Below are 20,089 nucleotides of genomic sequence, written 5' to 3'. Positions count from 1 at the left end.
ACCGACGACCAGTGAAACGGATCTCTGCGTGCGTCCGCACGACTCCATCCATCCAAGGAAATTCCTTCCATATGACGAGCACCCTCTCCACTCTTCCGGACTACGACGCGCCCCAGGTGGCCGTCAACGACATCGGGTCCGAAGAGGACTTCCTCGCGGCTATCGACGCGACGATCAAGTACTTCAACGACGGCGACATCGTCGACGGCACCATCGTCAAGGTGGACCGCGACGAGGTCCTCCTCGACATCGGCTACAAGACCGAGGGCGTCATCCCCTCGCGCGAGCTGTCCATCAAGCACGACGTCGACCCCAACGAGGTCGTTACCGTGGGCGACAAGGTCGAGGCCCTGGTCCTCCAGAAGGAGGACAAGGAAGGTCGCCTGATCCTGTCCAAGAAGCGCGCCCAGTACGAGCGCGCCTGGGGCACCATCGAGCAGGTCAAGGAGGAGGACGGCGTCGTCGAGGGCACCGTCATCGAGGTCGTCAAGGGCGGCCTCATCCTCGACATCGGCCTCCGCGGCTTCCTGCCGGCCTCCCTCGTGGAGATGCGTCGCGTCCGCGACCTGCAGCCCTACGTCGGCCAGACGCTCGAGGCGAAGATCATCGAGCTCGACAAGAACCGCAACAACGTGGTCCTCTCGCGCCGTGCCTGGCTCGAGCAGACCCAGTCCGAGGTTCGCCACGGCTTCCTGACCCAGCTCCAGAAGGGCCAGATCCGCAAGGGTGTCGTGTCCTCGATCGTCAACTTCGGTGCGTTCGTGGACCTCGGCGGCGTCGACGGCCTCGTGCACGTCTCCGAGCTGTCGTGGAAGCACATCGACCACCCGTCCGAGGTCGTCGCCGTGGGCGACGAGGTCACCGTCGAGGTCCTCGACGTGGACATGGACCGCGAGCGTGTCTCCCTGTCGCTGAAGGCGACGCAGGAGGACCCGTGGCAGCACTTCGCCCGCACCCACCAGATCGGCCAGATCGTCCCGGGCAAGGTCACCAAGCTGGTGCCCTTCGGTTCGTTCGTCCGTGTCGAGGAGGGCATCGAGGGCCTCGTGCACATCTCCGAGCTGGCCGAGCGCCACGTGGAGATCCCGGAGCAGGTCGTCCAGGTCAACGACGACGTCATGGTCAAGATCATCGACATCGACCTCGAGCGTCGCCGGATCTCGCTGTCGCTCAAGCAGGCCAACGAGACGGCCGCGGCCGCCGACGTGGAGGAGTTCGACCCGACCCTCTACGGCATGACCGCGACCTACGACGAGCAGGGCAACTACGTCTACCCCGAGGGCTTCGACCCCGAGACGGGCGAGTGGCTCGAGGGCTTCGACGAGCAGCGTGCGGTCTGGGAGGACCAGTACGCCAAGGCGCACGCCCGCTGGGAGGCGCACGTCAAGCAGCAGGAGGAGGCCAAGCAGGCCGAGGTCGAGGCCGGCGAGGCCACGTCCTACTCCTCCGGTGGCGACGACGCGGCCGAGACCGGTGGCGACACCGGCGGCTCGCTGGCCTCCGACGAGGCGCTCCAGGCGCTTCGCGAGAAGCTGACCGGCGGCGCCAGCTGATCCGCTGATCCACCAGTAGCACCAGCACGACGGCCCGCCGGGATCTCCCGGCGGGCCGTCGTCGTAGGTGCTGCGTCCTCGGTCGGGGGCAGAGCGCGCATTCCGGCCCGCGGAGCCCTGTCGGTGCGGGAGCATTCAGCAGCCGGGACGAGCCGGCACGACGAGAGGCTGTCATGGCGCGCACGGGCCAGCAGATGCGGATGCGTACGGCAAAGGCGATAGCCCGGGACGGGACGGGCACGCGCCCGGCCGGCGGCGCGGGCTCGCGATGGGGCGACCGCCTGCGCTACCGGTTCGACAACAGCATGTCGCGGGGGACGCCGGCGCTGATCGCGTGGCTGAGCGTCGCGACGCTCGTGCTGATCGTGGTCTTCTCGCTGTTCGTGACGCTCCTGGGCCTGCGGCCCCCGGCCGACGGCGTCCCGGACGACTTCCTCCACGAGATGTTCTACAGCCTGCTCCACGCCCTGGACCCCGGCACGATCGGGGGCGACGACCCGACCTCGTGGCGCTTCGTGCTCACGATGCTCGCGCTCACCGTCGCCGGCCTGTTCATCGTCAGCGCGCTGATCGGCGTCATCGCCGCGGGCATCGACACCAAGCTGGCCGACCTGCGTCGCGGCCGCTCGATCGTGCTCGAGCGCGACCACAGCGTGATCCTCGGGTGGTCGGACTCGATCTACACGATCATCTCCGAGCTGACGCTGGCCAACGAGAGCCGGCACAGGCCGGTGATCGTGATCCTTGCCGACCGCGACAAGGTCGAGATGGAGGACGACGTCAAGGCCAAGGTGCCCGACCTCCGCGGGACCCGCGTCATCTGCCGGTCGGGCTCGCCGATGGACATCGACGACCTCGCGCTGAGCAGCCACGCGACCGCGCGATCGGTCGTCCTGCTCGCGCCGGACTCCGAGGACCCGGACAGCGAGGTCATCAAGACGCTCCTCGCGCTCACCCACGGCGGTGTCGACGGCCCCACGATCGTGGCCGAGATCCGCAACCCCTCCAACCTCGAGGTCGCCCGGCTGGTGGGCACCGACCGCACGGTCCTGCTCGACATCCGCGAGACGGTGGCCAAGCTGGTGGTGCAGACGTCGCGCCAGTCGGGTGCCGCAGCGGTCTACACCGAGCTCTTCGACTACGACGGGGACGAGATCTACTTCCTCGAGCACCACGACCTCGGCGCCCTGACGTACGCCGAGAGCCTGCTCGCCTTCGAGAGGGCGACGGTCATCGGGATGGTCGACGACGGTGTGCCGACCCTGAACCCGGCCGGGGACACGCGGGTCGGCAACCGCACCCTGGTGGTCGTCGCCGAGGACGACTCCTCGCTCGAGACCGAGGCCCGCTCCGCCACCCGGCCGGACCTCGAGGCGCTCGGCACCGTGGTCGGCGTCGAGGAGAGCGCCACCCAGGCCGTGCTGGTCGGCTGGAACGAGCGCGCCCCGATCGTGGTGCGCGAGCTCGACCACTACGCGGCGCCCGGCTCGACCCTCACGGTCCTGACGTCCTTCGGCGCCCCCGACGTCCCGGCGCTCGACAACATCGAGGTGACGGTGGTGTCGGCCTCGACCACCGATCGCGCCACCCTGGAGACGTACGTCGTCGACGGCCTCGACCAGGTGATCGTGCTCTGCTACTCCGACCACCTCGGCGTCCAGGCGGCCGATGCCCGCACGCTCGTGACCCTGCTGCACGTGCGCGACATCCTCAAGAACCTCGACTCGGCCACCCCGGTGGTCAGCGAGATGCTCGACGACCGCAACCGGGTGCTCGCCCAGGTGGCTCACGTCGACGACGTCGTCGTGAGCGGCGAGATCGTCAGCCTGCTCATCACCCAGCTCTCGGAGGACCGGAGGCTCGAGGCGGTCTTCGAGCAGCTGCTCGGCGACGAGGGCAGCGAGATCTACCTGCGGCCCGCCGAGTGGTACGTCCAGCCCGGGCGCGAGGTCACCTACGCCACGGTCGTCGCCGGCGCGGCTGCGCGGGGCGAGACGGCGCTGGGCTACAAGTCCGCGGCCATGGCCGACGACGACGTCACCGGTGCGGGAGTGGTCGTCAACCCGGCCAAGTCGCACGTCTTCGCCGTGCGTCCGGGCGACCGGGTCGTGGTGCTCTCCGACAGCTGACGCGCGACGGCGGGCGGGTGGCGTCAGCCGCGGGGGACGAGGTGGCGACGCTCCTCGACGGGGCCGAGGTCGTCGAGCGGGTGGCTGGTCGAGGCGGGGCCGGCGAACCGGTCGTGACGGGCGTAGCTGACCAGCAGCGTGACGAGGGCGGTCAGGGCGAGGATGGCGATGATGGTGGTCATGGCAGTAATCATTCGCTCATTCAGTTCCTGCCACCAGTGGCAGGAATGACAGTCTCCATTGATTTACTGCCACCGGTGGTGCAGGCTGGCGCCATGAAGAAGGTGGCGGTCGTCGTCCAGGACCAGCCCGAGCCGTTCGGGCTCGGCGCACTGTGCGAGGTGTGGGCCGAGCCCTACCACCCCGAGGACGACAACCCGGTCTTCGACTTCGTGGTCGTCACGCCGACGCCCGGTCGCCTCAAGGGCCGCGCCGGCTTCGACCTGGTCGTCGAGCACGGCCTCGAGGAGGCTGCCGACGCCGACCTGGTGTGCCTGGCGCCGAAGTTCGACCACCGCAGCGGCTGGTCCCCGGAGGTCTCGGAGCTGCTGCGCGCCACCCACGAGCGCGGCGCGATGCTGTTCGCCCACTGCTCGGCGACCTTCATGCTGGGCGAGGCCGGGCTGCTCGACGGTCGCCGCTGCACGACGCACTGGCGCTACGCCACCGAGCTCGCCGAGCGGTTCCCCGAGGCGATCGTCGACCGCGACGTGCTCTACGTGCAGGACGGGTCGATCGTGACCGGCGCCGGGTCGGCGGCCGTCCTCGACGCTGCTCTCCACGTGGTGCGCCAGCAGTTCGGCGCGAAGGTCGCCGCGACCACGGCGCGTCGCATGGTCGTTCCTCCCCACCGCGACGGCGGACAGGCCCAGTTCATCGCGCGGGCGGTGCCGGTGTGCGAGTCCGAGGCGCTGGCCCCGCTGCTGGCCTGGATCGGCGCCAACCTCGCCGAGGAGCTCGACGTCGAGACGCTCGCGCGCCAGGTGCACATGTCGGGACGCACGTTCGCGCGGCGCTTCAAGGAGGAGACCGGCACCACTCCCTACAGCTGGATCCTCGGTGAGCGGGTGCGGGCCGCGCAGGAGCTGCTCGAGCAGACCGACCACTCCATCGACTGGGTCGCCGGCGAGGTCGGCTTCGGCAACGCCGCGACCCTGCGCCACCACTTCGGGCGCTCGCGCGGCGTCAGCCCCCAGGAGTACCGGCGCACGTTCCGGACACCCGCCTGAGCCGGGGCCGGCGCTCGGTAGCCTTGGGGACGTGAACGCGACCCCGCTGGCCGACCTGTCCGCCGACGACCTCGCCACCCTGCTCGACGAGCAGCGCGCGGCCTACGAGGAGCTGAGGACGCGCGGTCTCGAGCTCGACCTCACGCGCGGCAAGCCGTCGGCCCAGCAGCTCGACCTCGCTGACGACCTCCTGCGGCTGCCGACCACGACGAAGGACTCCCGGGGCGTCGACGTCCGCAACTACGGCGGCCTCGAGGGCCTGGCCGACCTGCGCGAGATGTTCGCCGAGCTGCTGTGGGTCGAGCCCGAGCAGGTCGTGGCGGGTGGCAGCTCGAGCCTCACGATGATGCGCGACTGCCTCTTCTACCTGACCCTCTTCGGTGGCGTGGACTCCGAGCGCCCGTGGGGCCAGGAGGAGACGGTCCGCTTCGTGTGCCCGGTCCCGGGCTACGACCGCCACTTCACCCTGCTCGAGAGCCTCGGCATCGAGATGGTCACCGTGCCGATGAACGACGACGGACCCGACGTGGACGCCGTGGCCGCCCTGGTCGCCGACGACCCGAGCTTCAAGGGCATCTGGATCGTCCCGACCTACGCCAACCCGTCGGGCTCGATCGTCAGCCAGGACGTCGCCGCCCGGCTCGCCGCGATGCCGACGGCCGCACCCGACTTCAAGATCTTCTGGGACAACGCCTACGCGCTGCACCACCTCACGGAGGAGGAGGCCAAGAGCGCCGACATCCTCACCCTGGCCTCCGCCGCGGGCCACCCCCACCGGCCGCTGATGTTCGCCTCGACGTCGAAGATCTCCTACGCCGGCGCCGGCGTCGCGTTCCTCGCGGCGTCCACCGCCAACGTCGGGTGGTACCTCGGGCACCTCGGCAACGGCTCGATCGGCCCCGACAAGGTCAACCACCTGCGCCACGCCGAGTTCTTCGGCTCGGCCCAGGGGGTGCGCGACCACATGGCGAAGCACCGCGAGATCATCGCGCCGAAGTTCGCCGAGGTCGACCGGGTGCTCACCGAGCGGCTCGGCGGTCGTGGGGTCGCGACCTGGAACACCCCGGCAGGGGGCTACTTCGTCAACCTCGACGTCGTGCCCGGGACGGCGGCGCGGGTGGTCGAGCTGGCCAAGGCGGTCGGCGTCGCGCTGACCCCGGCCGGGTCGTCGTACCCCTACAAGCAGGACCCGGACGACACCAACATCCGGCTCGCGCCGACGATGCCCCCGGTGGCCGAGGTCACCGCGGCGATGGAGGCCGTGGCGACGTGCGTGCTGCTGGCGGCAGCGGAGCAGGCGACCGCCTGACTCACGCGGCCGACATGGCGGGGGCGGGCTCGGCGCCGAGCCCGCCGCGGACCAGGTCGGCGTAGCGGCCGCCGAGGAGCAGCAGCTCCTCGTGGGTGCCGAGCTCGACGACCCGTCGTTGGCTGAGCACGGCGATCTGGTCGGCGTTGCGCACGGTCGAGAGCCGGTGCGCGATCGTGATCGTCGTCCGGCTGCGGGCGATGTCGTCGAAGGTGGCGAGGATCGAGCGCTCCGTCTCGTTGTCGAGTGCGCTGGTGGCCTCGTCGAGCACGAGCACGGCCGGGTCGCGCAGCAGGGTGCGGGCGATCGCGAGCCGCTGCTGCTCGCCGCCGGAGAAGCGGTGGCCGCGGGACCCGACGAGGGTGTCGTAGCCGGCGGGCAGCGAGGCGACGAGGTCGTGGATCCTGGCCTCGCGGCACGCCTGCTCGATCTCGGCGTCGGTGGCGTCCGGCCGTGCGTGACGCAGGTTGTCGCGGACGCTGGCGTGCATCAGGTAGGTCTCCTGGGTGACCACGCCCACGAGGTCGGCCAGGTCGGTGGAGGCCAGCTGGCGTACGTCGACGCCGTCGATGCTGACGCGTCCTGCGGTCACGTCGTGCAGGCGGGGGACCAGGGAGGCGAGCGTCGACTTGCCGCTGCCGGTCTCGCCGACGAGGGCCAGCGTGGTGCCCGCCGGGACGTGCAGGTCGATGTCGGTCAGCACCGGCCGGTCGGCGTCGTAGGCGAAGCCGACGGCCTCGAAGCGGACGTCGCCGCGCACGCTCGCCCGGTCCAGACGGGTGGGGGAGTCGGGCTCGGCGATCTCGACGGGGAGGTCGGAGTACTCGAAGATCCGGCTGAAGAGCGCCATCGAGGCGGTCACGTCGACACCGACGTTGAGCAGGCCCATGAGCGGGCGGAACAGGTTGCCCTGGAGGGCGATGAAGGCGACCAGGGTGCCGATGGTCATCCCGCCGGACGTGACGGGGAAGCCGGCCGCGAGGTAGATCGCGGCCGGGACGGCGGCGAAGACGACGTTCATCGTGGCCATCCGCCAGCGACCGGCGAGCCGCGAGCGGATCTCGAGGCCGACGAGGTCGGCGGAGGTCTCCTCGAACCTCGCCGTCAGCCGGGGTGAGGCGCCGAGGGTCTTGGTGAGCAGGACGCCGCTGACGGAGAGGCCCTCCTCGATCTGGACGTGGAGGTCGGCCAGGCGGCGCTGGCGCTCGCCGGTGACCCGGTGGCGCATCCGGGCGACCTGGCGCGTCAGCAGCACGGCCGGCGGCAGCACGACGAGGGAGAGCAGCGCGAGGCGCCAGCTGAGGGCGACCATCGCGACGGCGGTGCCCACGACGACGGTGAGGTTGGCCGCGATCGAGGTGGCGGTCTGGGTCACGACGCCCTGCATGCTGCCGATGTCGTTGACCAGGCGCGACTGCACCTCGCCGCCGCGCGTGCGGGTGAAGAAGCCGAGCGACTGCTGCTGCAGGTGCGCGAAGAGGTCGCTGCGCAGGCGGTGCATGACGCGCTGGCCGACCGCGGTGGACAGCCAGGTCTGCACGACGCCGATCACGGCGGTCACGACGGCGACACCGAGCATGGCGCCGACGAGCGCCAGGAGCAGGCCCACGTCCTGGCGCGGCAGCGCGTCGTCGATGACGTGGCGCACGAGGAAGGGCTGGGCCAGGCCGACGGCCGAGCTCACCACGATGAGTGCGACGACGACGCCGAGCGCGGCCTTGTGGGGCGCGAACAGCCGGGCGATCCGCGCGAGGGAGACGGGGGAGTCCTCGAGCTGGCGGAGGTCGGCCGGGTCGGGACGGCCCGCGCGGGAGCCGCGGGGTCCGCGGCCCTCCTGCCGGGCCTCGGTGGGGGAGTGTGCGTGGTCTGCCATGCGACCAGCTCCTCTCTGTGGAAGATCGGACGTGAAGATCGGTTGAGGTGAGGTAACCTCACCATGAGGTAACAACTACACCATGGCAGGATGTATTCCCGTGGACTCTCCCGACCCCGCGCAGGCGCAGACCGGCGACCTGGTCATGGCCGTGGCCCGCCGTGTGCGTCGCGCCCATCTCGAGGCGCTCTCGCACTGGCAGGTGACGCCGTCGCAGTCCCGGGCGCTGCGGGTGCTCGCGTCGCGGCCCGACGGCATGCGTCCGTCGGCCCTCGCCGACGAGCTCCACATCGCGCCGCGGTCGGCGACCGAGGTGGCCGACGCGCTGGAGGAGCGCGGCTGGGCCCGACGGGCCCCTGACCCGACCGACCGTCGAGCGACGATCCTCGCGCTCACCGAGGCCGGTCGCGACCTGGTCGCCCGGGTCGACGTCGTACGACGCCGGGCGTCCGCGGACGTCCTCGACGTGCTGACGCCCGACCAGCGTCGTACGCTCCACGAGATCCTGACCGTCGTCGTGGGGGAGGAACTGTGATCCGTGTCGGCCTGACCGGGGGCGTCGCCTCGGGGAAGAGCACCGTGTCGGCGTTGTTCGCCGAGCTCGGAGCGGTCGTCGTCGACGCCGACCTGATCGCCCGCGAGGTGGTCGCGCGCGGCACGCCCGGTCTGGCGGACGTGGTGTCGGAGTTCGGCGCGGAGCTGCTGACCGACGAGGGCGACCTCGACCGGCCGGCGATGGGACGACTGGTCTTCGCCGACCCCGACGCGCGCAAGCGGCTCGAGGCGATCATCCACCCGCTCGTCCACCGGCGCAGTGCGCAGCTCGAGGCCGAGGCTCCCGCGGACGCGGTCGTGGTGCACGACATACCGCTGCTGGCCGAGGGCGCTCGAGCGGGCTCCTTCGACGCCGTGGTCGTCGTGGACGTGCCGCAGGACGTGCAGGTCGCCCGCATGGTCGGCGACCGGGGCTGGTCGCTGGCCGACGCGGAGAGCCGGATCGCCGCCCAGGCGACCCGCGAGCAGCGACGGGCCATCGCGACCCACGTGATCGACAACACGGGCACGCTGGACGAGCTCCGGGCCCGGGTCGCGGAGATCCACGCCGAGCTCGCGGCGCGCGCCTGACGTTTCTGGTTCGTCGGGTCCCGGCGGGTAGCCTCCGGGCGTGCTCACGTTGCGTCCCCGCCTGGCCCCTCGCCTGGCCGTGGCGGCGGCAGCGGTCCTCCTGGCGGGGGGTTGCGCGAGCCTCGGCTCGAGCCCGGGCACGACGCCCGCGGGCTCGTCGGACAGTGCGTCGCCCGGCGCTCCGAGCAGCACGGCGAGCGCCACCGAGACGCCTGTGGACCCGGACACCCCGACGTCGTGGGGCCCGACCGTCGGGGAGCTCGAGCAGGCGCAGGCGCTGGTCAGCACCTGGACGCCGGACCGCCTCGCCGGACAGGTCATCGTGGGCCGCTACCACGGTACGGACCCCTCGGTCCCGGCCCAGATGGTGAAGGACCTCCACCTCGCCGGGGTGTCGGTCACCGCCGACAACGTGACCGACCGCGACCAGGTCCTCGCGACGACGCAGGCCATCACCGACGCCTCGGCCGCCGACGGCCGCGACTTCCCGCCGGTGATCGGCGTCGACCAGGAGGGTGGCTACGTCTCGCACCTGCGCGGCATCGCCACCGACTTCCCGCACTTCCAGTCCGCGGGGCTCGCCGTCCAGGCCGACGCACGCCTCGGGCGGCGGGTGACCCGCGCGGCTGCGCTCGCGACCGGGCTCGAGCTGCGCGACCTCGGCTTCACGTGGGTCTTCGCCCCGGTCGCCGACGTCACCATCGGCGCCGCCGACCCCACGATCGGTGCGCGCTCGCCGTCGATGGACCCGAAGGTCGCCTCGCAGGCGGTCGGGGCCGCGATCAAGGGCTACGACGACGCCGGCGTCGTGTCGACGGTCAAGCACTTCCCGGGCCACGGGACCGCGACCCAGGACAGCCACGACACGCTGCCGCTCGTCGACTCGACGCTCGCCGAGATCGAGGAGCACGACCTGCCGCCGTTCGAGTCGGCGATCAAGCACGCCGCACCCGCGGTGATGCTCAGCCACCTCGACCTCACCGCGATCGCGCCCGACGTGCCCGCGAGCATGGCGCCACCCGTCTACTCGATGCTGCGCGACGACCTCGGCTTCGAGGGCGTCACGATCACCGACTCACTCGGCATGGGTGCCGTCGCCGGTCGTCCCACGCCCGCGCTCCAGGCCCTCCAGGCCGGAGCCGACCTGCTGCTGATGCCGGTCGACAACGCCACGACCCACCAGATCATCGTCGACGCCATCACCTCGGGCGAGATCTCGCGCGAGCGCGTCGAGGAGGCCGCCGCCCGCGTGGTCGCGGTGCAGATGTGGCAGGCCAGGGTGGCAGCGCGACGGCCGGTGCCCGACGACGTGGTCGAGCGGGCGCAGGCTGCGAGCGCGGACCTGGAGTCCGCGGCGTACTGATCCGTCACCGGTCCGGGACGTCACGCCCCCGGCTGCCCGTCCAGCGACCGGACATGACACAACCGCCGGCCCCACGAGGGGACCGGCGGCTGTGGAGGTGTCGTCAGGCGGCGAGGTCGGGGTCGCCGGCGCGGCGGAGCTTCTGGAGGGCCTCCCGCTCGAGCTGGCGGACCCGCTCGGCGGAGATGCCGTGGCGGGCACCGATGTCGGCGAGCTTGTGCTGGCGACCGTCGGCCAGGCCGTAGCGGGCCCGGACGATGTCGGCCGACCGGTCGTCGAGGATCCCGACGAGGTCCTCGAGGCGCTGCTTGGCCTCGGCGTCGAGGACGTTGAGGTCGGGACCCGGGGAGGTCTCCTGCGCCATCAGGTCACCGAGCGAGGTGTCACCGTCCTCGTCGACCGGGGTGTCCAGCGAGACGTGGTCGCGTCCCCAGCTCATCAGGTCGAGGACGCGGTCGATGTCCATGCCGAGCTCGGTGGCGATCTCCTGCGGCTCCGGGTCACGGCCTAGCTGGCGCTCGAGCGTGCGACGGGCGCTGCCGACCTGGTTGAGCTCCTCGACCACGTGGACGGGGAGCCGCACGACGCGGGCCTGCTGCGCGATGCCGCGCGTGATGGCCTGCCGGACCCACCAGGTGGCGTAGGTCGAGAACTTGTAGCCCTTGGTGTAGTCGAACTTCTCGACGGCACGGATCAGGCCGGTGTTGCCCTCCTGGATCAGGTCGAGCATCGGCATCTGCGAGCGGCCGTACTTGCGGGCGATCGACACGACGAGGCGCAGGTTGGCCTCGATGAAGCGGTCGACGGCCAGCTGGCCCTGCTCGGCGAGCCACTCGAGCTCGGCCTCGCTGGCGCTCATCGGGGCGCCGCCCTTCTTGCGGCCGACCCGGCCGGTGTCGAGCAGGTGCTGCGCGAGCAGTCCTGCCTCGATGGTCTTGGAGAGCTCGACCTCGGTCTCGGCGTCGAGGAGCGGGGTGCGAGCGATCTCGTCGAGGTAGAGGCCGACGCTGTCGCGGCCCTCGATCTCACGAGTGGTGGTGGTGCGCTTGGCCTGTGCGGTGCTCATCTGGTCCTCCTGCGTCTCGTGCGACCACCCCGTGTCGCACACCTTGTCCAACACCAGTGTTCGATGCGGTGTTCCCGATCGGATGTTCGGTGCCTTCACTTCCACTGACGAGCCAGTGGTCCCGTGAGTTGCACGAATCGCGAACTCTCAGGGACTTCTCAGGGGGTGCCCGGGAACACTGGGGACATGCATTCCTCGGATCCCCGTCACGTGGACCTCAACGCCGACCTGGGGGAGGAGGTCACGGACGACGCCGGACTGCTCGAGGTGGTCACCAGCGCCAACGTGGCGTGCGGCTTCCACGCCGGCAACGAGGCGGTGATGCGGGCGGTCTGCGCCGAGGCGGTACGGCGCGGGGTGGCGCTCGGCGCGCAGGTGTCCTACGACGACCGGGCGGGCTTCGGCCGGGTCGCCCTCGACGTCGCCGCCGACGTGCTCCGCGAGCAGGTCGCCGAGCAGGTGGGGGTGCTGTCGGAGATCGCTGCGTCCGAGGGCGGGGCGGTGGTCTACCTGAAGCCGCACGGCGCGCTCTACCACCGGGTCGCGGTCGACGAGGTCCAGGCGCAGGCCGTGCTCGACGGCTCCGGCGACCTGCCGGTGCTCGGCATGCCCGGCTCGCTGCTGCTCCGGCTCGCCGCAGGCCGCGGTCGCGGCGTGCGGCTCGAGGGGTTCCCCGACCGCGGCTACGCAGCGAGCGGTGGGCTGCTGCCGCGCGACCAGCCCGGAGCGCTCGTCTCCGACCCGGCGCAGGTGGCCCGCCGGGCCGTCGAGCTCAGCGCGTCGGTCGATTCCGTGTGCGTGCACGGCGACTCGCCGGGGGCGGTCGACGCGGCGCGCGCAGTACGACGGTCGCTGGCGGCCGCGGGGCTCACCGTCGAGACCTGTTGGTCGTCCACAGGCTGACCCGCGCGCTGTGGAGGGCGGGGGCCGGTCGGTGGACAACGTGACGACTTCTGTGGGGAACCCTGTGGGACCCGCGGTTTGTCGTCCGGACCCCTTGCGCGCTGTGGCCCGCGCCACATAGAACTCTCCCTACCGGAACCGCTTCGGCGGGATCGGGGATCGAATCGGACGACCAGTTCCACCCGGCGAGCTTGCTCGCCGCGCAGGCCCGGTGACGGGGTCGGCGGGGACCGGAAGGCCGGTGAGATGGGTCGGACGTCACCATCCCGACCGAAACGAGGGGCTCCTGACGCTCATACCGTCGGGAGCCCCTCACCCATTTCGCCCACGACCATGCCAAGACCGCCCCGGCGCCCGCAACCGCGCGCAGGTGAACAATGGTCGTCGTGAACCTCGTCCGCGTCGGTGCCCGTGCGTGCCTGGTGGAGGTCGAGGACGCGGTCACGGCGGCGTCGCTCGCGACGTGGGCGCGCGAGAGCGGCCCGGCGGCGGACGAGATCGTGCCGGCCGCGACCACCGTGCTGTTCGACGGCGTCGACCCGGCCGAGGTCGCGGCGGCGCTGCCGCACTGGTCCCGGGACGCCCCGCCGGCACGCGGGCCGGTCGTGCGGGTCCCGGTGACCTACGACGGCCCCGACCTGGAGGCGGTCGCCGCGCACTGGGGCTGCTCGGCCGACGAGGTGGTGGCGCTGCACACCTCCCTCGAGCTCGTCGCGCTCTTCAGCGGGTTCGCCCCCGGGTTCTCCTACCTGTCCGGCCTGCCCGCCGAGCGCTCCGTCCCGCGGCTGGAGTCGCCGCGGGCCCGGGTGGCGCCGGGCTCGGTCGCCCTGGCCGACACCTGGTGCGGCATCTACCCGTCCGCCTCGCCCGGCGGCTGGCTGGTCGTCGGCACGACCGACGTCGTGCTGTGGGACGCCGACCTCCCGCAGCCCGCGCTCCTCGCGCCGGGCACCCGGGTGCGTTTCGAGGTGGCCGGGTGAGCGGTGTCGAGGTCGTGGACCCCGGCCCGCTCTCGACCCTCCAGGACCGCGGGCGCCGGGGCTGGGCGCACCTGGGCGTGCCCCGGGCCGGCGCGCTCGACCGTGGCGCTGCGGCGCTCGCGCGCCGCCTGGTCGGGGGAGCGCCCGACGACGCGGTCATCGAGACCACCATGGGCGGCATCACGGTGCGGACCCGGCGCGCGGTGACGCTCGCCGTCACCGGAGCGCCGTGCGAGGTCCGCGCGGGTGGGCGCGCCGTCGCCCACGGCGCCCCCGTCACGGTGCCCGCCGGCACCCTCGTCGTCGTCGGGCCCGCCACCTCGGGGGTGCGGTCCTACGTCGCGTTCGCCGGTGGCGTCGACGTGCCGCCCGTCCTGGGCTCGCGCTCCACCGACACCCTCGCCTGGGTGGGCCCACCCCGGCTGGCCGCCGGGCAGGCGCTGGCCCTCGGGATGCCCGGTGTGCTGCCGGAGCCGCCGGACGTGGTCGTCGTACGGCGGCCGGGGCGGGTGGTGCGCCTCGCCCGCGGTCCGCGGGCCGACTGGATGGACGCGGAGGCGTGGGCCGCGCTCGACGGAGCGACGTACGCCGTCGCCGCCGACAGCGACCGGATCGGCCTGCGGCTCGACGGCCCTCGGGTGCCACGACGCGCCGGCGAGCTGCCGAGCGAGGGCATCGTGCTCGGAGCGGTGCAGCTGCCGCCGTCGGGGCAGCCGGTCGTGTTCCTCGCCGACCACCCGACGACCGGCGGCTACCCGGTGGTGGCGGTCGTCGAGGACGACGACCTCGACCTGTGCGCCCAGCTGCGCCCGGGCGACGAGGTCGAGCTGCGCGTCGTCTAGTCAGTCCTCGGCGGGGGGCTCGTAGCGGTGGAGCGCCGGATCGTCGGCGCGATAGCTGCGGACCGGTCCGGGCGGGGTGTCGGCGGTCTCGAAGCGGACGGTGACCACGCCGGATCCCGAGCCCCACACCCAGCCGGCGCCCATCTCGTCGTGGACGACGTCGGCACCGGGCGGCCAGGTGCGGCGTGGGGGCTCGGGGAGCACGACCTCGTCGGCCTCGTCGGCGTCCGGCTCGTCGCCGAACAGGTCCTCCTGCACCCAGTCGGCGAGCCCCGAGACGCCGACCCCGAGGAGACGCACGCCGCCCGTGGTGTCGAGGTCGCCGAGGAGCGACCGGGCCACCCGGCCGATCGTGCCGCCGTCGTCGGTCGGGCTGGGCAGGGTGCTCGACCGGCTGAGGGTGGTGAAGTCGTAGAGGCGCACCTTGATCGTGACGGTGCGGCCGGAGTAGCCGTTCTTGCGCATCCGCGCGCCGACCTCCCGCGCCTGCCGGGTGAGCAGCCCCTCCATCAGGCGCCGGTCGGTGAGGTCGTTGTCGTAGGTGCCCTCGACGCTGACCGACTTGGTCTCGCGCTCGGCGAGGACCGGTCGGTGGTCCTGCGCGCGGGCGAGCTGCCAGAGGCCGGAGCCGTGGGCCTGGCCGAGCAGCCGGACGAGCTCGTCCTCGCTGACCAGCTCGAGGTCGGCGATCGTGTGGATGCCCGCGCGACGCAGCCGCTCGGTGGTGGCCGGGCCCACTCCGGGGATGACGGTGACGTTCATCGGGCGCAGCAGGTCGAGCTCGGTGCCGGGCGGCACGACCGTCATGCCGTCGGGCTTGTCGAGCTCGCTGGCGACCTTCGCGAGGAACTTGGACGAGGCGATCCCGACCGTGGCGGTGAGGCCGCCGGTGACGTCGTGCACACGCGCACGCAGCTGCTCGCCGACCTCGGTCACGGTGGCGACGTCGAGGTCCGGCAGCCCGGCGGCGGCGAGGTCGACGAACGCCTCGTCGAGCGACAGCGGCTCGACCAGGGGCGACAGGTCGCGCAGCACCTGCATGACCGCCTTGCTGGTCGCGCGGTAGGCGTGGAACCTCCCGCTGAGGAAGGCCGCGTGCGGGCACCGGGCCCGTGCCTCGCGACCCGACATCGCCGAGCCCACGCCGTACTTGCGTGCCTCGTAGGACGCCGTCGACACCACGCCCCGGCCGCCCGTGCCGCCGACGATGACCGGCTTGCCGCGCAGCGACGGCTTGTCGCGCTGCTCGACGGCGGCGAAGAAGGCGTCCAGGTCCAGGTGCAGGATCGACGCGGTGGTGCGCACCGACCCACTCAATCAGGAGGCACCGACAACCGCGGAACGCCCCACCGGCGCACGACGGATCGTGGGCCACTTTCCGTCCACAGGTGCCGCCGGACCACCCTCGTCCACAGGGTCGTCGACCCGGAGGCGTGGGACGTGGGTGGGCGCGGGAAGCGTCCCGGTCATGGACGACATCGAACGCACCCTGACCAGCGCGCGGCTCAGCGCCCGCACCCCCGACGACCTCGCGGCCTTCGTGCCCCTCGCCCTCGGCTTCGTGCCCGAGCGGTCGGTGGTGATGGTCAGCGTCGGCGCACCCGGCCCGATGAATGCCCGCGTCACCCTCCCGCACGACCCCGACGACGTCGACGACCTCGTCGAGGCGCTGCTGCGTCCCGCCCGGCTCAACCAGGTCAGCGAGGTGGTGGTGCTGGTCTACGACGACGACACCACGGTCGCCGACGAGGCGGCCTGGTCGATCCACGAGGAGTTCACGGCGGCGGGGATCCGGGTGCACGAGGTGCTCCGCGTCCACGACCAGCACTGGTACGCCGTCCTCCCCGGTGCACCGCTGGCGGCCTACCAAGGGGTGCCGTTCTCGCTCGACTCCCACCGGTTCACCGCGCAGGGCGTGCTCGAGGGTCGGGTCACGCACCCCAGCCGGGAGGCGCTCCGCGCCACGATCGCGACCGACGACCGGGCGGCGTCCCTGCTGGCACCGACGCTCGACGGTGCCGCGGAGCTTCCTGCGGGCGCGCTGTGCGCCCTGGTCCGCCGCCACCTCGAGCTCGGCACGCGCTTCTCCGGCGCCGAGCTCGCCGCGGTCTCCGTCTCCCTGCGCACGGGGCAGCTGCGCGACGAGGCCTGGGTGTGGCTCGGCAGGGAGCAGGCCAGGGCGGCGGTCGAGCTGTGGTCCGACGCGGTGCGCAGGCTGCCGGCGACGCACGTCGCCGGCGCGGCGGCGGTGCTCGGCTTCTGCGCCTGGCTGGCCGGGGACGGCGCCCTGGCGTGGTGCGCGGTGGACCGGTGCCACGAGGTCGAGCCGACCCACTCGCTGGGAGGGCTGGTCGCCCAGCTGCTCGACTCGGCGACGAGCCCCGCGCAGTGGGAGGTGCTGCGCCCCCGGCTCACGGCGAGCGGTGACCCGGCGGCATGAGGTCGGTGCGGCGCGTGAGACGCCCCCTCGGGGATGTTCCGCGCCGAACGTCGACGTGGCTAGGGTGCCGACATGGGAGAAGAGGTCGCGCAGCAGGAGTTCAGCCGGGCCGACCGGACGCACCACCGCGAGAAGGTGCGCCGCAACCTCGACGTCTTCGCGCGGATGCTGCGCGAGGCGGTCTTCGACACCGACGACCCGATGACGGGCCTGGAGATGGAGCTCAACCTCATCGACGAGGTCGGCGACCCGGCGCTGAAGAACGCCGAGGTGCTCGAGGCCATCGCCGACCCCGACTTCCAGACCGAGCTCGGCCAGTTCAACATCGAGATCAACCTCGCCCCGGCCAGGCTGCGCGAAGGGGGGCTCTCGACCTTCGAGGACAGCCTGCGGCGCTCGCTCAACGACGCCGAGGACAAGGCCGCCAAGGTCGGCGCCCACCAGGTGATGATCGGCATCCTGCCCACGCTGGCCGAGGGGCACATGACCCTCGACTCGCTGAGCGCGAACCCGCGCTACAAGCTCCTGTCGGAGCAGATCCTGGCCGCCCGCGGCGAGGACATCACGATCTCGATCTCCGGGCGGGAGCGGCTCACCACCACCGCCGACTCGATCGTCCCCGAGGCCGCCTGCACCAGCACCCAGTTCCACGTCCAGACCTCGCCCGACCAGTTCGCCGCCTACTGGAACGCCGCGCAGGCGATCGCCGGCATCCAGGTCGCGGTCTCGGCCAACTCGCCCTACCTGCTCGGCAAGGAGCTGTGGCGCGAGACCCGGATCCCGCTGTTCGAGCAGGCGACCGACACCCGCAGCGAGGAGCTCAAGGCGCAGGGGGTCCGACCGCGCGTGTGGTTCGGCGAGCGGTGGATCACCTCGGTGTTCGACCTCTTCGAGGAGAACGTCCGCTACTTCCCGGCGCTGCTGCCCGTCACCGACGACGAGGACCCGCTCGAGGTGCTCGAGTCCGGCGGCACCCCCGAGCTCCACGAGCTCCGCCTGCACAACGGCACCGTCTACCGGTGGAACCGGCCCGTCTACGACATCTCCCAGGGCGTGCCCCACCTCCGCGTCGAGAACCGGCTGCTCGCCGCCGGCCCCACGGTCGCCGACACGATCGCCAACGCCGCGCTGTGGTTCGGCCTGGTCCGCTACCTCGCCGAGAGCGAGCGTCCGCTGTGGTCGCAGATGTCGTTCTCCGCGGCCGAGGAGAACTTCCACGTCGCCGCGCAGACGGGGGTCGACGCCCAGGTCTACTGGCCCGGCATCGGCCAGGTGCGTGCCACCGAGCTCGTCGTACGCCGCCTCCTGCCGATGGCCCGCGCGGGCCTCGACTCGTGGGGGGTGCCGGCGGAGGAGAGCGACCGCTACCTCGGCATCATCGAGCAGCGCTGCCTGCAGGAGACCAGCGGCGCGGCCTGGTTCGTCGAGCGCGTGCGCCAGCGCGGGGGAGCGGACCGCTTCGACGCCCTGCGCAGGACGCTCCTCGACTACCGCGAGCGGATGCACAGCAACGAGCCCGTCCACCTCTGGGACTGACCGGCACGTCGGACCCGGGGCTCAGCGGCGCCGCAGCCGGCGCCACTCGCGTCGTACGCCGCTGACCGGGTCGAACCAGCCCCGCCTGGTCACCACCACGAGGCCGACCGGCATGCCGAGGGCCGAGGCGGCCCAGGCCGACGGGCCGAGCCACCGGAGGTCGGTGTCGTGGGGGGTCAGCTCGCCCGGACGGGTGAGCCAGAGGCAGGGCCTCGGCGTCAGCACGGACGCACGTCGGAGCAGGGCCAGGACGACGTCGGCGCGCATCCCTGCGCCGGGGTCGGCACCGGCCTCGGCGCCCGGGGCCGCCGACTCGTCGACGTGCCAGGTGCAGCGTCCGGGGACCCCCGCGTGCAGCACGCTCGGGAAGCAGCGCCGGGAGTCGGTCTCGAGGAGGTCGAGCACCGCGTGGCGCAGCACCACGTGGGTGTGCCGGTCGATGGGTGCCTGCAGGGCAGGGTGAAGCGACGTCCGGGTCGTCGCGGGCGCAGGCACCCGACCACCCTGCCGCAGGCCACGCCGTCCGGCACGCGTCTCCACAGGCTGCCCAAGCCCGCGCGTTTCCGTTACGGTTCCAGCAGGCTGCGCGGCGATCCGCCTGCGGCCACGAGAGGAGACACCATGGGCACCGTCGTCGTCGGATACGTCCCCAAGCCCGAGGGCGAAGCCGCCCTCGCCGCCGGCATCAACGAGGCGAAGCTGCGGGGCAGCAAGCTCGTGGTGGTCAACTCCCACCGCGGTGGACAGGAGTTCGATGGCCCGGCCGCGCGCGCGGCCGAGGACGAGATGGCGACGATCCGCACGACGCTCGCGGAGTCCGGGGTCGAGCACGACATCCGCCAGCTCGTGCGCGGCTTCGAGCCCGCCGAGGACCTGATCAGCATCGCCGAGGCCAACAACGCCGAGCTCCTCGTCATCGGCCTGCGCCGTCGCTCGCCCGTCGGCAAGCTCATCCTCGGCAGCAACGCCCAGCGCGTCCTCCTCGACGCCCCCTGCCCGGTCCTCGCGGTCAAGGCCCAGTAGGCCATCGGGGAGGATGTCCCCATGGGCTTCCAGATCACCGGCGACCCGGCCGCCGACAAGGTCCTCGACGACTCCGCCTTCGCACTGCTGATCGGCATGATGCTCGACCAGCAGTACCCCATGGAGCACGCGTTCCGTGGGCCGGCGAAGGTGCTCGACCGGATGGGGACGTTCGAGCCCGGTGCGATCGCGTCGGCGGACCCCGAGGAGTTCGCCGCCATGGCGTCCACGCCGCCGGCCATCCACCGGTTCCCGGGCTCGATGGCCACCCGCGTGCAGGAGGTCGCCCGGATCGTCGAGGAGACCTACGGCGGTGACGCCTCGCGGCTGTGGACCGAGGCCGCCGACGGCAAGGACCTGCTCAAGCGCGTGATGGCGCTGCCGGGGTTCGGCAAGCAGAAGGCCCAGATCTTCGTGGCCCTGCTGGCCAAGCGGCTCGACGTACGTCCCGACGGCTGGGAGGCGGTCGTCGGCGACTACGCCCTCGAGGGGCACCGCTCGGTGGCCGACGTCGTCGACGCCGACTCGCTGCAGAAGGTGCGCGACTTCAAGAAGGCGAAGAAGGCCGCGGCCAAGGCCTCGGCGCCGACGGACCCGGCGTAGTCGACACGGGGTACTTCCCCCACCGGATGTCGAGACGTGGGGGACACCGTGGCAGAATGACGGTGCGGCTCTTGACGACACCGGGCCTTGCCGCGCCCGAAGTTGCTTGACGAGA

General features: G+C 72.3%; 19 protein-coding genes. 14 read left to right on the top strand and 5 right to left on the bottom strand.

Annotation, left to right across the window (positions count from 1 at the left end; genetic code table 11):
- Nucleotides 1–71: 71 nt before the first annotated feature.
- Both rpsA and EUA93_RS17445 read left to right on the top strand, forming a co-directional pair.
- A complete protein-coding gene (gene rpsA / locus EUA93_RS17450) occupies nt 72–1,553 on the top strand; it encodes a 30S ribosomal protein S1 (protein WP_129401574.1) in 1,482 nt (493 codons plus the stop codon).
- Nucleotides 1,554–1,726: 173 nt separating this feature from the next.
- Nucleotides 1,727–3,682 (top strand): CASTOR/POLLUX-related putative ion channel, encoded by a 1,956-nt coding sequence (locus EUA93_RS17445; RefSeq protein ID WP_129401573.1) that lies wholly within the window; start codon nt 1,727–1,729, stop codon nt 3,680–3,682.
- A gap of 23 nt (nt 3,683–3,705) precedes the next feature.
- Here EUA93_RS17445 and EUA93_RS21660 read toward each other — a convergent pair whose 3' ends face one another.
- Complete coding sequence (locus tag EUA93_RS21660) at nt 3,706–3,864, bottom strand: hypothetical protein (RefSeq protein ID WP_165355210.1); 159 nt, start codon at nt 3,862–3,864, stop codon at nt 3,706–3,708.
- 93 nt (nt 3,865–3,957) lie between these two features.
- Here EUA93_RS21660 and EUA93_RS17440 point away from each other — a divergent pair, with 93 nt between their 5' ends.
- Both EUA93_RS17440 and EUA93_RS17435 read left to right on the top strand, forming a co-directional pair.
- On the top strand, nt 3,958–4,911 hold the full coding sequence (locus EUA93_RS17440) for a GlxA family transcriptional regulator (RefSeq protein WP_129401572.1): 954 nt from the start codon (nt 3,958–3,960) through the stop codon (nt 4,909–4,911).
- A 31-nt stretch (nt 4,912–4,942) separates the two neighbouring features.
- Entirely contained in the window at nt 4,943–6,220 is a 1,278-nt protein-coding gene (locus EUA93_RS17435; protein ID WP_129401571.1) for an aspartate aminotransferase type Ic, read from the top strand.
- A gap of 1 nt (nt 6,221) precedes the next feature.
- Here the strand turns inward: EUA93_RS17435 and EUA93_RS17430 are convergent, their stop codons facing one another.
- A complete protein-coding gene (locus EUA93_RS17430) occupies nt 6,222–8,093 on the bottom strand; it encodes an ABC transporter ATP-binding protein (RefSeq protein ID WP_129401570.1) in 1,872 nt (623 codons plus the stop codon).
- 100 nt (nt 8,094–8,193) lie between these two features.
- Here EUA93_RS17430 and EUA93_RS17425 point away from each other — a divergent pair, with 100 nt between their 5' ends.
- The 3 genes from EUA93_RS17425 to EUA93_RS17415 are packed head-to-tail and all read left to right on the top strand — an operon-like array spanning nt 8,194 to nt 10,581.
- Nucleotides 8,194–8,628 (top strand): MarR family winged helix-turn-helix transcriptional regulator, encoded by a 435-nt coding sequence (locus EUA93_RS17425; protein ID WP_207208818.1) that lies wholly within the window; start codon nt 8,194–8,196, stop codon nt 8,626–8,628.
- Nucleotides 8,628–9,218 (top strand): dephospho-CoA kinase, encoded by a 591-nt coding sequence (gene coaE, locus EUA93_RS17420; RefSeq protein WP_207208851.1) that lies wholly within the window; start codon nt 8,628–8,630, stop codon nt 9,216–9,218. Before EUA93_RS17425 ends, coaE begins: the two co-directional genes overlap by 1 nt.
- 40 nt (nt 9,219–9,258) lie before the next feature.
- Nucleotides 9,259–10,581 carry a glycoside hydrolase family 3 protein gene (locus tag EUA93_RS17415; protein ID WP_207208817.1) on the top strand — a complete coding sequence of 441 codons (1,323 nt, stop codon included), beginning with the start codon at nt 9,259–9,261 and terminating at the stop codon, nt 10,579–10,581.
- A gap of 103 nt (nt 10,582–10,684) precedes the next feature.
- Here EUA93_RS17415 and EUA93_RS17410 read toward each other — a convergent pair whose 3' ends face one another.
- On the bottom strand, nt 10,685–11,647 hold the full coding sequence (locus tag EUA93_RS17410; RefSeq protein WP_129401567.1) for a sigma-70 family RNA polymerase sigma factor: 963 nt from the start codon (nt 11,645–11,647) through the stop codon (nt 10,685–10,687).
- Nucleotides 11,648–11,833: 186 nt separating this feature from the next.
- Between EUA93_RS17410 and EUA93_RS17405 the strand changes: the two genes are divergently transcribed.
- The 3 genes from EUA93_RS17405 to EUA93_RS17395 all read left to right on the top strand — a co-directional run bounded on the left by EUA93_RS17405 (nt 11,834) and on the right by EUA93_RS17395 (nt 14,372).
- On the top strand, nt 11,834–12,550 hold the full coding sequence (locus EUA93_RS17405; RefSeq protein WP_129401566.1) for a LamB/YcsF family protein: 717 nt from the start codon (nt 11,834–11,836) through the stop codon (nt 12,548–12,550).
- A gap of 377 nt (nt 12,551–12,927) precedes the next feature.
- Nucleotides 12,928–13,530: a 5-oxoprolinase subunit B family protein gene (locus EUA93_RS17400; RefSeq protein WP_207208816.1), complete on the top strand. Its 603-nt coding sequence runs from the start codon at nt 12,928–12,930 to the stop codon at nt 13,528–13,530.
- Nucleotides 13,527–14,372 (top strand): 5-oxoprolinase subunit C family protein, encoded by an 846-nt coding sequence (locus tag EUA93_RS17395; RefSeq protein WP_129401564.1) that lies wholly within the window; start codon nt 13,527–13,529, stop codon nt 14,370–14,372. The genes EUA93_RS17400 and EUA93_RS17395 overlap by 4 nt, the downstream gene beginning before the upstream one ends.
- On the opposite strand, the gene EUA93_RS17390 is transcribed toward EUA93_RS17395, so the two are convergent.
- Nucleotides 14,373–15,677, bottom strand: a complete 1,305-nt coding sequence (locus EUA93_RS17390) for a DNA polymerase IV (protein WP_129401563.1) — start codon at nt 15,675–15,677, stop codon at nt 14,373–14,375.
- A 163-nt stretch (nt 15,678–15,840) separates the two neighbouring features.
- Between EUA93_RS17390 and EUA93_RS17385 the strand changes: the two genes are divergently transcribed.
- Together EUA93_RS17385 and EUA93_RS17380 are read left to right on the top strand one after the other, a co-directional pair.
- Entirely contained in the window at nt 15,841–16,812 is a 972-nt protein-coding gene (locus tag EUA93_RS17385; RefSeq protein WP_165355209.1) for a DUF4192 domain-containing protein, read from the top strand.
- Nucleotides 16,813–16,884: 72 nt separating this feature from the next.
- Entirely contained in the window at nt 16,885–18,348 is a 1,464-nt protein-coding gene (locus EUA93_RS17380) for a glutamate-cysteine ligase family protein (protein ID WP_129401561.1), read from the top strand.
- 21 nt (nt 18,349–18,369) lie between these two features.
- On the opposite strand, the gene EUA93_RS17375 is transcribed toward EUA93_RS17380, so the two are convergent.
- Complete coding sequence (locus EUA93_RS17375; RefSeq protein ID WP_242497482.1) at nt 18,370–18,843, bottom strand: hypothetical protein; 474 nt, start codon at nt 18,841–18,843, stop codon at nt 18,370–18,372.
- Between the two features lie 126 nt (nt 18,844–18,969).
- On the opposite strand from EUA93_RS17375, the gene EUA93_RS17370 reads away from it, so the two are divergent.
- Together EUA93_RS17370 and EUA93_RS17365 are read left to right on the top strand one after the other, a co-directional pair.
- A complete protein-coding gene (locus EUA93_RS17370) occupies nt 18,970–19,371 on the top strand; it encodes a universal stress protein (protein WP_129401560.1) in 402 nt (133 codons plus the stop codon).
- A 21-nt stretch (nt 19,372–19,392) separates the two neighbouring features.
- Entirely contained in the window at nt 19,393–19,974 is a 582-nt protein-coding gene (locus tag EUA93_RS17365) for an HhH-GPD-type base excision DNA repair protein (protein WP_129401559.1), read from the top strand.
- Nucleotides 19,975–20,089 lie beyond the last annotated feature (115 nt).

Origin of the sequence: Nocardioides oleivorans (assembly GCF_004137255.1) — a bacterium.
Lineage (GTDB): Bacteria > Actinomycetota > Actinomycetes > Propionibacteriales > Nocardioidaceae > Nocardioides > Nocardioides oleivorans.
Note: the sequence above shows the minus strand (reverse complement) of the source record. Positions and strands in the feature narration are given on the sequence as shown.